Source organism: Kothea flammea, from assembly GCF_052161645.1.
Taxonomy (GTDB): Bacteria; Planctomycetota; Planctomycetia; order Pirellulales; family Pirellulaceae; genus Laterigemmans.
Genome location: NZ_CP197414.1, coordinates 165,376 through 178,091, shown reverse-complemented (window position 1 = coordinate 178,091; position 12,716 = coordinate 165,376). Strand labels below are relative to the sequence as shown.

The window sequence follows — 12,716 nt, the reverse complement described above, 5'->3', positions numbered from 1 at the left end:
CTCCCCCGCTCGCTCGCTGCGGCAAGGAATGGATATGCGATTTCGACAAATAGACACGATCACCGAATTGGTGCCAGGGCAACGCATTGTCGCTCTTCGCACACTCCGCGCGGAAGAGGACTACCTCCGCGACCACTTCCCCCATTTTCCGGTAATGCCGGGGGTCATGATGCTGGAAGCATGTTACCAAGCGGCGATGTGGATGGTACGCACGGGCGACGATTTTGCTTACCCCCTGGTGTTGCTACGAGAGGCAAAAAGTGTCAAATTTGCCGACTTCCTGGCTCCTGGCGAGACTTTGGAAATTATTGCCGAAACAGTCAAAGAGGATGGGCCGCAGGTGGTTACCAAGGTCAAGGCTTGCAAGGAGGGACGGACCAGCGTTTCGGCGCGATTGATTTTGGAGCGACAGAATGTCGCCGATCTGCCGCAATTTAATGTCAATGAAGACATTCGCACACGGACAAAACAGCAATTTCACGAATTATTTGGCTCTCAGCTAAAGGCTGCCATGTCGGCGTCGCTAGCATAGAGAAAAGTTCGCGCCGCTTCGCTTTGGGGCATTTCATTCGATTTGTCGATTGACTTCATCCCGCGAATCGCGTAATCGACCGCAAAACTGTTTCCGGTTTGTCCGCTAGACGATCGGATTACGCAATATTTTTACGCCCTATTTTTACGCCCTGAGAAATTTCACAAGGAAAGAATCTGATGAGTATCAGCCACGAAGAAGTTTTCGAGAAAGTCCAAGCCGCCCTTGTTGACGCTTTAGGAGTTGATGATGAAGAGGTCACTCCCGAGGCGACTCTGGTGGGCGATCTGGGGGCCGAATCAATCGACTTTTTGGATATCGTGTTCAAGCTGGAAAAGGCGTTCGATATTCAAATTCCTCGCGAAGAACTCTCCCCCGAGGACATTTTGACCAACAGCGAGTATGTCAGCGAAGGCAAAGTCACCGCCGAAGGGTTAGCCGAGCTCAAACGACGGATGCCCTGGGCCAATTTAACGAATTTCGAGCAAAATCCCCGGGTCCAAGACTTTGGCGACCTGCTGACCGTCCAAGATATGTGCCGTTACGTCGAATCCAAGGTAGCAAGCTGACATGCGATGGTTTTGGATCGACCGATTTAACTCGTTTGTTAGTGGACGAGAAGCAAGCGCGGTCAAAAATGTGGCGCTCGATGAAGAAGCGCTCGACGATTATTGCTTGGGCCATCCGTACCTGCCCATGCCGTTAATCATCGAGGGGTTCGCCCAATTGGGTGGAATTTTGGTTTCCGAACATTCCGGATTCACCGAGCGCGTGGTGTTGGCCAAAGTGGCAAAGGCTGAATTTTTACGGCCTGCGCGTCCCGGTGACCAACTCCACTACCATGCTACTTTGGATACGATGCAGCCTGATGGCGCGCTGGTGACTTGCACGAGTCACTTGAATGGCGAATTGCAGGCTGAAGCCCAGTTGATGTTCGCTTTCCTGAATGCCGATCGTTTTGGCGATCAGCTGTTATTTGGACCGGGTCAGATGCAAACGATGTTGCGTTTGATGGGGTTCTTCGAAGTGGCGGTGGACCAAGCTGGTAACCCGCTGACTCCGATCGTTACCACTGGCACATTGCAAGACCAGTGACTTTTGCCCCAGCTTCTCTCTCGTAACTTAAATTTCCATGTCGCGTCGTCGCGTTGTCGTTACCGGAATTGGTCTCATCAATCCCATGGGGCATGATGCCCAAACTGTTTGGCAAGGGCTGCGCGAGGGCCAAAGTGGTGTGGCTCCCACGACGTTGTTCGATGCCAGCGGTTTTCCCACCAAGATCTCCGCCGAGGTCAAGAATTGGGACATCGCCAGTTTCGTACCCGACCCCGAGGTCTGGCAACGACGTGGCCGTCACACCAAATTCGCTGCCGGAGCGGCGCTGCAAGCGGTCTCTGACAGCGGCGTCTTAGATTCCATCGATGACCCCGTGCGGTTCGGCATTTATTTGGGCAGCGGCGAAGGGAATCAAGACTTTTTTGCTTTCACAAAGATGATGTCCAGGGCGCTGCGGGATGGCGATTTTGATGTCGCCAAGTTCGTCGAGTGTGGCTTAGAAATTCTTGACCCAGTTGCTGAGCTGGAACAGGAACCCAACATGCCGGCTGCCCACTTGGCCGGTTTGTTCAACGCCCAAGGTCCCAACTTTAATTGCTTGACAGCTTGCGCGGCCAGCAGCCAAGCGGTTGGCGAAGCGGCTGAGATTATCCGCCGCGGTGACGCCGATGTGATGCTCGCCGGCGGCACCCACAGCATGATCCATCCCTTCGGAGTTACCGGCTTTAATTTGCTCACCGCGCTCTCAACTCGCAACGAAGACCCCACCAAGGCCAGTCGACCCTTCGATCGCACTCGTGATGGGTTTGTGCTGGGCGAGGGAGCAGGCATGGTGATTGTCGAAGAGTTAGAACGAGCCCGTGCCCGGGGTGCTACGATTTATGGAGAGATTGTTGGCTACGGAACCACCGCGGATGCTTATCGCATCACCGATATCCCGCCCGACGGCCACGGTGCGATCGCGGCAATGCGGATGGCCATTGCCGATGCTTCATTAACCCCCGCCGATATTGATTACATCAACGCCCACGGCACCAGCACCACCGTCAATGACAAAGTGGAGACGTTGGCTTGCAAGGAAGTCTTCGGCGAACATGCGGCGACCACGCCGGTCAGCAGCACCAAGAGCATGATGGGACATTTAATCGCCGCCGCCGGTGTCACGGAGATGATCGTCTGCTTGTTGGCGATGCGCGACAGCGTGCTCCCGCCCACCATCAATTACGAAAACCCCGACCCGCTCTGTGACCTGGATTACGTTCCCAACACAGCACGCGAGGGGGAAATTCGTTATGCTCTCAATAATTCGTTTGGCTTCGGTGGCCAAAACGTTTCGCTCTGCCTCGCTCGTGACGTGCAGGAATTATCATGAGTCGCTATAGCATCGAAGAGTTTATTCAGAACTCACGCCAAGATGATACGGCTCACGATTATTTCCAACTGGAAAACGATCGTATGCTCGAGGTGAATCTGAATGGCGAAGTCTGGAGCAAAGCGGGCGCGATGGTGGCCTACGTCGGCAACATCCGCTTCGAGCGCGAAGCCATCTTGGAAAGAGGTCTAGGCAACCTCCTGAAAAAAGCGGTTTCCGGCGAAGGCACCTCACTCATGAAAGCCACCGGCCAAGGACGTCTCTATCTAGCCGATGCCGGAAAGACGGTCCAGATTTTGCAACTCAATAACGAGTCGATCTTCGTCAACGGCAATGATTTGTTGGCCTTTGAACCGACGCTCGCCTGGGACGTGAGGATGATGAAGAAATTGGCCGCGTTCGCTTCCGGCGGACTATTCAACGTGCATGTTCGCGGCACCGGCTTGGTCGCCGTGACGACCCACTTTGAACCGCTGACGCTGATGGTGCGACCCGGTCACCCCGTTCGCACCGATCCCAACGCTACGATCCTCTGGTCAGGTAATTTGCAGCCCGAATTTAAGACCGACGTATCACTGAAAACCTTCTTTGGGCGGGGCAGTGGTGAGTCGTTTCAGATGGAGTTTAACGGAGAAGGATTTGTCGTCATTCAGCCCTATGAAGAAGTCATTCTGCAACACGGGAGCTGAGCTAAGATGCCTAGCGACGCACATTTATTAGCGTTCCTCGACGAAGCCTTGCCGCCCGACCAAATGGCTGCCGTTGAAGTCGCCCTCCGCGATGACGCCGAATTGCACCAACGGCTCGCCCAGCTACGCGGCCAGCAAGACGCCGGGATGCATTCCCTCGGCGCGATTTGGAGACGCCACCGACTCTCGTGCCCCCAGCGCGACGAACTGGGCCAGTTTCTCCTCGGCGTGCTCGATCCCGAGGTCGAAGAGTATGTCGAGTTTCATATCTCCAGGGTTGGCTGTCGTTACTGTTCGGCAAACCTCGAAGACCTTAAGCGTGAGCGGAGCGAGTCCGCGACCCAAATCGAAACTCGCCGGCAACGCTACTTTCAAACCAGTGCCGGTTATCTCCGCGGCGAGTAACATCGACCGCGGCATGAGCTCTTGTTGCAATAGCTTGAGCGCTCGAAACAGCTTAATCGCTTACAGCAACTTGATTGCTTCGCTGACCGATTTGACACCCGTCGGTTGCTTGTCATTAAAAGGGCCATCCGCGCTGCCGGCCGGCCAATCGCTGGGATCGGCATACTGGTTGTCATCTTTGAATTCTCGTTGCAGACGGGCCAGCTCGCCCTTTAACTCAGCAAACAACTTACTGACCTCGCCGCTTAACGTTTGGCCGTCGGTATAAAGCAAGTTGGTTTGCTCACTGGGGTCGGCTGCTAGATCAAATAACTCGTAAGCGTCTTTCTTCCAGTAGTAAATCAGTTTGTGCGTTGCCGTGCGGACTCCGTAGTGAGCTGCCGTGTTGTGGTGCCCGGGGTCGTGGTAATAACGATAGTAAACGCTCTTTCGCCAATCCTGCGGGGTCTCACCGCGCAATAACGGGGCCAGCGATCGGCCTTGCATGAAGCTGGGGATTTCCAGCCCGGCCAAGTCGAGGAAGGTCGGTGCCAAATCGATGTTGGCAACAAACGCGTCGGGGGTGCCGCCAGCTTTGATCCCCGGGCCACGCGCCAGCAATGGCACTCGCAGGCCTGGTTCATACATAAAGCGTTTATCGTACATCCCCATATCGCCCAGGTACCAACCGTTGTCGGCTGAATACATCACAATCGTGTTCTCGGCTAAATTATTGCGATCTATATAGTCCAAGATCTTGCCCACGTTATCATCGACTCCCTGCACGCAGGCCAAGTAATCTTGCATATAACGTTGGTACTTCCATTTAACTAATGCTTGGCCGCTTAAGGTCTTGGTCGTACCGTCTTCCAACGTAACCTCTAATTCCGTTGGCTTGACGTTCAGCCACTGATTGCGCTCTCTTCCTTGGAGCTCTGCGGGAGGTTCCAGTTTGAGATCACGACGTGTCAAGTCCTTGGCGACTGTTTGTTGGTTCTCGGGCAACGCGGCGGGCCTCGTCGCGTAGTCGTCCCACAACGTTTCGGGCTCGGGGATTTGTTTGTCTTTAAATAGGGCCTTGTTCCGCTCGTCCGGCAGCCATGCGCGGTGGGGTGCTTTCTGATGTAACATGAGAAAGAAAGGTTTCTCTCGCGGACGAGTCTCCAACCATTCAATCCCCAGGTCGCCAGTAATGTCGGTACAGTGCCCCTCGATCGTCAGCTTTTTACCGGGCACGAGAAACACAGGATTCCAGTAAGAGCCCTGGCCGGGCAGCACGATCCAGCGATCAAACCCGGTGGGATCAGAGCCTAAATGCCACTTGCCAATCATGCCGGTGTGGTAGCCGCCCGCTTGCAGATGTTTGGCGACTGTGTCACGAGAGCCGTCAAAGCGATTGAAAACCGGCACACCGTTGAGGTGTGAATATTGGCCGGTCAACAGCGTCGCCCGGCTGGGTGTGCAGATTGAGTTGGTGACGAATGAATTGGTAAATCGCGCCCCCTCTTGGGCGAGGCGGTCGATAAACGGAGTCTGATTCACCTTGGAGCCATACGCCGAAATTGCATGTTCGGCATGATCGTCCGAGAAGATAAAGAGGATGTTGGGCTGCTGCGCGGGCGCTTGCTCTGCCGCCGCTTCGGCGGCTGAAGATTGGATGGTCGTGGTTGGCACGATTGCCAACACGATCGCGACGGTCAACAAGCGGTAGCATGATTTAATCAACATGGCTATGGTGGTCAGGTGGGGGGCGACTGAAGGGCCTGTTAAGTCGAGGAAGTCATCGTCGGAAGAGCCGATAAGGTCGAATGGATGGCCCGCCAAGATCGAAGTGGCAAAAATTCAAGCGGCTCAGCAACCACTTTGCCCCACGCTCCCCCGCCTGTCAATCATTCGTATCGGTGGCATCCTGCTATTCCGCAGAATTCGCCAGCGAGTCAATCTTGGCTGAAGTTGCGTCAAGTTTCTGTTACGCTTACCGTGGTCGAAACAGCCGTACGCCTGTGTTTTTCGTGGCGTGCCGAGAAAGCCGCTCCACGGGTGTTCGTTTACCGCCGTTCTTCCTGGAACCAATCCAGCAGAGATATGTCCGCAATGCAAAAACTGTTTAGCAGTGCCGGCCTGCTCGTCGGCACCTTCTTTTTCGCCTGCTCCCTGACCCCTTCGTTATTGCCTCGGCCATTTGAAATCCAAGGCTTGCTGTCAGGTTTGACCTTCGCCGTCGGCTACGGAATTGGCGTCTCGGTAATTTGGTTGTGGCGTGTTCTCCATCTACCGCTGCTTTCGCCGCGCAGTTCGCGGAAGGTAACCATTGCGCTCGCGCTCCTCTGTTCCGTCGCCGTGGTTGCTTCGCTTTGGCGAGCTGGGCGTTGGCAAGATTCGATTCGTCTGCGGATGGGGCTCGACGAGTCAACCGGAGTCCAGCCGATCTATGTGGGCTTCATTGCAATCGTGATCTTTCTGCTGGTTTGGGGGCTGGCGCAGCTATTTCAATGGGTCTTTCAGCGGTTGGTGCTCATGCTCGATCGGCGTGTTCCCGCGCGAATCTCACGTATCGTCGCGACCCTCATCTCGGTGTTTCTCTTTTGGACCGTAATTAATGGCCTGTTGGTACGCACTGTCTTGCAGGTGGCCGATCGCTCCTTTCAGCGACTCGACGCCATGATGGATGATGATCTCCCGCGTCCCGAGCAAAGAAATCAAACGGGCAGCGTCGAGTCTTTGGTTGCTTGGGAGGAGTTGGGAAGCCAAGGTCGAGACTTCGTTGCCAGCGGGCCAACGGCCTCCGATTTGAGCGACTTTCTGGGGGCACCGACACTTGCTCCGATTCGCGTGTACGTGGGGTTGAACTCAGCCGAGACTGCCGCCGAGCGTGCCCGTCTCGCCCTTGATGAGCTCATTCGAGTTGGCGGCTTCGAGCGCTCGGTGTTGTTGCTCGTCACACCCACGGGCACCGGCTGGGTCGACCCTGCCTCTCAAGATACCGTGGAGTATTTGCATCGAGGTGATATTGCTACGGTGGCGGCGCAGTATTCCTATTTAAATAGTCCGCTGTCGCTGCTCACCGAAGCGGAATATGGTGCGGAGATGGCCCGGGCGCTGTTTACGGAGATCTACGGCCACTGGCGAAAATTACCCAAAGCGACCCGCCCCAGCTTATATCTGCACGGCCTAAGCTTAGGTTCGCTGAACTCTGATCTTTCATTTGACTTGTATGATATTATCGATGATCCGTTTCAAGGTGCGCTGTGGAGCGGGCCGCCGTTTCGGCATGAGACTTGGCAGCGACTAACGGCTGAACGCACGGCCGGATCGACTGCTTGGCTGCCCCAGTTTCGCGATCGATCCGTGGTTCGTTTTATGAACCAGCCCGACTTGATGGAGCCACAACAGCGATTAGATTTTGAGCGGGAAAAGTGGGGTGATTTCCGCATAGCCTTTTTGCAACACGCCAGCGATCCGATCGTCTTCTTCAGCTTTCAATCAGCCTGGCAAGAACCGGCTTGGATGCAAGGTCCTCGCGGCGCCGATGTTTCCCCCGAGTTGCGTTGGTTTCCAATTGTCACCATGTTACAAGTCGCCGCCGATATGATCGTGGGAACCGCGCCCCCGGGTTATGGTCACGAGTATGCACCAGCCGATTACATTGACGCCTGGCACGCGCTCACCGAACCCGCCGACTGGAGCACTGAGGAATTGCAACGCCTGAAAGATTTTTTCCGGACGGAAACATAGGGGGCGGACTCTTTGATTGACACCGGCGCTGGTATCTAACCTTCAGAGATTGTCCAGCTTACGGAGTCTCCGTAGTTCGGCGTTTTTCGTACTCGTACTCGATCGGAGTGCTGTCGAATCGAGTACGAATCTTGCCGTTTCGCTATACGTAATTGTTTTCCGGACAAATGTAATGATACTGCTGCATAAGCTGGGACCCTGGTTTGGGTGGACTGGCATCAACAGCGTATCGAATTTAATCAGACGAACCGAACGGTCGCTATGAAGCATCACCAAGGTGGACGCGACAGGCAGAACAAATCGAAATCGCGGCATGCCTGAAAACCGAAGACGAGCATGGAGAGCTGCGGTGAATTCGTAACTATCTGGCGTCGATCTGCTTGGATAAGGGGCCAGTAAGCATCGCGGATCGGCCCAGGTTTCCCTAGTTGGTGGGCAGTCTGATCGCGGCCCTGTGGAGCACTTTGACTATATTCTGGACTTGGTGATCGGTCATCGGCAACCGCGGGAAGCTTCGTCAGTGATCGCGGTAGGCTTGAAAACCCAAAACAAGACCTGACCCTGGCGAAGCCTCCCCAGCAACAGCGGCAATGCTAACGGCAAAGCCGCTCAGAAGTGCCACCAGCATTTATGCCGCTCAAGGATTGCTAGAACGGCAATTCCTCGTTGAAGTTATTGCGGAAGTCTAAGAAGTCAATGAAATTAATCATTCCGTCCGGATTGGTGTCGAAGGCCGGATCGTACTCCGCGTCACCAGAATTCGAACCAAACGCGGATCGGAAGCCCAAGAAGTCGCTGAAACCGACAACGCGATCTGCATTGGCGTCACCCAGCAAGCGGAAGAACTCGTCACTGGACTCAGTGCCGAACAGGTAATCACCCCCAGCCGTACCGTCACCATCACCATCGAGTTGATCGCCAGTCACGGCGTCGGTGATCTTGGTCGCATCGATAGTCAGCACATAATTTCCGTCGGACAACGAATCATCCTGAATTGCGCCGCCGACAAAAGTCAGAGTGGCAACCGTTTTGCCGTCAATGACGTCAGTCGTAACGTCAACGGTGACTGCTTGGCTGGTCGTCGTATTCTCGAGCAAGAACGCCCCGCTGGCGATGTCGACTTCGCTTGAGAAACCGACATCCATGGTCGTCACCATACTGCGCTGCGTAGCACCGCCGTTGACGACCACCGACTCCACCTCGAGGACTTGGCTCTCTTCGACCGTGCCAAAAGTACGATCAAGCATAGGCGCACCCGAGGTAGTCTCGTTGTAAATACCATCGGCCGGCGAGGTATAGGACCAACCTTCAACCCCTTCCAGCATCACTTTGTGGCTGCCAGCGGGGAGATCGAGAGCTACATTTCCGAACTCATCCGTGACGGCTCCTAACTCGGGCAGAGTGGTCACGAGGATCTCCCATTCATTCACCACGCCCTGGTCGCCACCGGCTAGGTCCGCCACGAACAACGTCCAGGTACCCTCGGCTAACAATCCATCGAACGCGCTCAGTGGCTCAATCGGCCGGAATGAACCAGCGAAGGGTGCTGAGCCGGCCGTAATCGAAGTAGCCGCCTGGTCGTCAAACCAAGTATCCGCCAAATCATCGCCACTACCGCCATGACGATTGAATAAGATGACTTGTTCACCAGTCGGCGCTTCCAACGTGAAACGAAGATCTCCCGTATACGTGTGCGTGGCATTCACCCGCACATCGATATCGACAATCGTTCCTGGTGCGTCAGAGACCTCCAGGGTGGAAGTGTTTGTGGTGTTGTCCTGAATAGGCGTGTCGATCGTCTGTGTGAAGCTGTTCAGTTCAGGTGGCGCGAAGATTCCATCTTCGTTGACATCGACAAACACGGCTCGCCCTTCCAGAGCCGGCTCCGCTGGATCGATCTGACCGTCGCCATTCAGATCCTCGTACACATGGGCGTAGAAGCGGTCATTGCGTGCTATCCCAAAGTCTGCGCCCGTGAAGAAGTCAGCCGGATCATCGAATTCGTAAGTGTACTCACCGCTCACCGGGCTAACTCCGGTCCACCCTTCATGGTACGAACGGAACGTGTGTGTACCGAGCGGCAAATCGAAGAAGGTGAATGCGCCGTTTTCATTCGTTACAGCTGCCGTCTCTCCCACCGATATCTCAAGGGTCCAATCATTCAGCGTCCCAGCGTCCTCCGTGATGTAGTCCCTGACTTCCAGCGTCCAAATCCCGTTGGGATCTTTGGCGACCAGCGTCGACAGCGGTTCCATGGGACGGAATGAGCCCGTAAAAGGGGCCGAGCCATTGGTAATGCTCATTGCCGCATCGTCATCGAACATGGTGTCGGTGAAGTTATCAGAACTGCCTCCGACGCCCGTCACCAGCAGCACGCGGGTACCGTCCGGCGCGATAAGATGCGCTTCGACATCCGAATTCCAAGTGTGAGTGATATCGAGACCCACATTGATGTCGAACACGGTTCCCGACATTCCAACAACTTCGATCTCAGAGGTAATCACCGAATTTCCCGGGATGGGTACGTCGGTGTCGTTCGTCAGAAGATCCAAATCGACATCGAACATGTCGTTGTCGTTCGCATCGATGTACACCGCCGCATTGGCAATGACGCCTTCACCCGGATCGTACGCCCCGTTTTCGTTACCATCTTCGAAGACGATACCACCAACAGAAGGAACCGTCACGGTGCCGCTAAGGTCAATGGTGAAAGTGGCTTCATCCACATCGCTCGACGTGATCGTCACGGTGGCCGAAGGGCTTCCCGGTTCCACCGGAGCATAACGTACGGTGAACGTCGTCGCCTGCCCAGCGTCGAGCGTGGCGGCACCCAAGCCTGTCTGAATCGAGAACGCTCCTCCTGTGATCTGAAGATCAGTCAGATCGAGCGGCGACGTGCCTTGATTGCGAATGTAGAACGAGCGATCGACGAACTCACCAAGTACCACATTACCCATGTCCACGGTCCCGCTACCGGAGACAAGATCCTGCGAGTCGCCGATAATGCTGATTTCAGCCTTACCAACATTGCTCACCAAACTGTGGGCATTGAGCGCGCCATAGCCAAAGAAGAAACTTTTCCCTGTGGCATCATCGTAACCAGCACCGCTGATCAGATCCGTGTTGGCCCGCAGCAGATCGCGCACTACGGGCGCGGTCAGGCTAATGCCCTCGGCATCCGCCTGTGCTAGCAAGAGCGCCGTGATACCGCTGGCCAGCGGGGATGCCGAGGATGTACCGCCAAAACCCGAGGACCCCGTACCGGTGTAATCTTCGGTCTCATGATAGCCGGCCGTGCCCATGCGGTCGGTCGTGTCGATGGCTAACGTTCCACCGTTACTGGAGGTGACAATGTCCAAGTTGGGGCCATGCTGGCTATAAAAGGACAGGTTGCCCTCGTTATCGGTAGCCCCGATGGAGATCACGCCCGGAATGGTGGTCGTGTAAAGTGCCGGGTAGCTCAGCTCTGAAACTCCACCGTTGCCGGCAGCAAATACGTAAGGTAGCCCCAAACCACCACGCCCTTCGGTCGTACCCCAAACCAACGCGTCGCTCAACACCGTACTCGGAGCGCCACCACTCCATGAATTATTGACTACGTCGGCCGAGTCCCAAGTACCCGCGCCGTCAGCCGTACGGCCAGCGAAGTAGTAGAAGCCTGAGGCAATATTGGCATCGTTGGTAAACGTGTTGCCATCAGAGATTTTGCCCGACATCACTGGCGAGCCATACGAAGCGCCTGTAACACCCAACGCATTGTCACCACGGGCCGCAGCCACGCCCGCCACCGGAGTCCCGTGATTTTCCACCGCCAAGGTTGGATGCGCGACATTATTGTTGAGGGCGAAGTTCCAGCCATTGATATCATTCACCCAGCCGTTCCCGTCGTTGTCTATTGCGTCGAACGCGTCTTCACCTGGGTTCACCCAATTATTTAAGTCGGGGTGGTCAATCGACACGCCTTGGTCGTACACACCGACGACAATGTCTGTCGATCCACCTTGAATCACACCCCAAGCTTCCGGCAAATCTTGGTCGGCATCCTCCAAGCCGCCACCTTGGCCCGTGTTATGCAAATGCCATAAGTTGGCGAAACGCGGATCGTCCGGGAAGTAAGAAAAGAATTGATAATTTTGGTAAAAATTGGGAGACACGAAACGTACGCTCTCGTCGCCTTCCAATTGATTGGCAAACGCCAGTGTTGCTTCGCCAACTGCATTCGCGACCGAAACCACAAACTGATCAGGGGTGCCCAGCAAAGGACGGTAACCCGAAACACCGGGAAGGTCCCTTAAGTACGACTCAGCATCCACCCCTGGTTGCAATGCGACGACGACTTCGTCCAACAGCACGGCTTCCGTTCTCGTTTCCTCGACCACAAACACTGGAGCTACCGTGGTCACTCCGCTCAGCTGAGCGGCAGCGGCCGACATCTCCTCACGCCCCATCACGCTCGACTCGTATACGCGAACGTTGCCCTCGACATCCCGCACCTGAGTCCACTCGCCATAAAGCGAATCGAGACCTGACAAATCACTCGACTCAAAGCCGACAGCCAGTCGCGAAGGATGCAAGTCGAGTCCCAGACGGCGACCGTCCGCATAATAATAAATCTCATCTTGCTGAGATACCTTGCCACCCACCGCGACCGACTCGCCCTCCAAAGCGGGAGCCGATATCAAATCGAAAGTCGCTTCCGCTGAAATCGGCGAGCAAAGCTCCGCCGCCAGCAGTTGACGAGCCTCTAGTCGCTCGGCACGCAAAAAAGCGGCTCCACGTCGACGCAGGTTGGTACTACGTAATTTCATGAAGACACCATTAAAATAATTATGAAAATGCACCGAAAACAAATAATCGCCCGCCTCCGAATCAACCACCCAGCCCTTCTCAACCTTCCGCAGCTCGCTATTCCAGAGGCCCTCAGGGCGTAAGCATTGTAACGATCGTA

At 55.3% G+C, this 12,716-nt stretch carries 9 protein-coding genes; 7 read left to right on the top strand and 2 right to left on the bottom strand.

Annotation, left to right across the window (positions count from 1 at the left end; translation table 11 throughout):
* Nucleotides 1-34 precede the first annotated feature (34 nt).
* The 6 genes from SH139x_RS00610 to SH139x_RS00585 all read left to right on the top strand — a co-directional run bounded on the left by SH139x_RS00610 (nt 35) and on the right by SH139x_RS00585 (nt 4,054).
* On the top strand, nt 35-532 hold the full coding sequence (locus SH139x_RS00610) for an ApeI family dehydratase (protein ID WP_488353356.1): 498 nt from the start codon (nt 35-37) through the stop codon (nt 530-532).
* 179 nt (nt 533-711) lie between these two features.
* Nucleotides 712-1,101: an acyl carrier protein gene (locus SH139x_RS00605; protein WP_488353355.1), complete on the top strand. Its 390-nt coding sequence runs from the start codon at nt 712-714 to the stop codon at nt 1,099-1,101.
* Between the two features lies 1 nt (nt 1,102).
* The gene (locus tag SH139x_RS00600) at nt 1,103-1,627 is read left to right on the top strand and encodes a 3-hydroxyacyl-ACP dehydratase FabZ family protein (RefSeq protein WP_488353354.1); all 525 of its coding nucleotides are present in this window, start codon (nt 1,103-1,105) and stop codon (nt 1,625-1,627) included.
* Between the two features lie 37 nt (nt 1,628-1,664).
* Nucleotides 1,665-2,960 (top strand): beta-ketoacyl-[acyl-carrier-protein] synthase family protein, encoded by a 1,296-nt coding sequence (locus SH139x_RS00595; RefSeq protein ID WP_488353353.1) that lies wholly within the window; start codon nt 1,665-1,667, stop codon nt 2,958-2,960.
* Nucleotides 2,957-3,649 (top strand): AIM24 family protein, encoded by a 693-nt coding sequence (locus tag SH139x_RS00590; RefSeq protein WP_488353352.1) that lies wholly within the window; start codon nt 2,957-2,959, stop codon nt 3,647-3,649. Before SH139x_RS00595 ends, SH139x_RS00590 begins: the two co-directional genes overlap by 4 nt.
* Nucleotides 3,650-3,655: 6 nt before the next feature.
* Nucleotides 3,656-4,054, top strand: coding sequence for a hypothetical protein (locus SH139x_RS00585; RefSeq protein WP_488353351.1), 399 nt, complete (start codon nt 3,656-3,658; stop codon nt 4,052-4,054).
* 60 nt (nt 4,055-4,114) lie between these two features.
* Here SH139x_RS00585 and SH139x_RS00580 read toward each other — a convergent pair whose 3' ends face one another.
* Nucleotides 4,115-5,761 (bottom strand): sulfatase family protein, encoded by a 1,647-nt coding sequence (locus tag SH139x_RS00580; protein ID WP_488353350.1) that lies wholly within the window; start codon nt 5,759-5,761, stop codon nt 4,115-4,117.
* A 366-nt stretch (nt 5,762-6,127) separates the two neighbouring features.
* On the opposite strand from SH139x_RS00580, the gene SH139x_RS00575 reads away from it, so the two are divergent.
* Nucleotides 6,128-7,768, top strand: coding sequence for an alpha/beta hydrolase (locus tag SH139x_RS00575; protein WP_488353349.1), 1,641 nt, complete (start codon nt 6,128-6,130; stop codon nt 7,766-7,768).
* 647 nt (nt 7,769-8,415) lie between these two features.
* Here SH139x_RS00575 and SH139x_RS00570 read toward each other — a convergent pair.
* On the bottom strand, nt 8,416-12,576 hold the full coding sequence (locus SH139x_RS00570) for a S8 family serine peptidase (protein WP_488353348.1): 4,161 nt from the start codon (nt 12,574-12,576) through the stop codon (nt 8,416-8,418).
* Between the last annotated feature and the right edge of the window lie 140 nt (nt 12,577-12,716).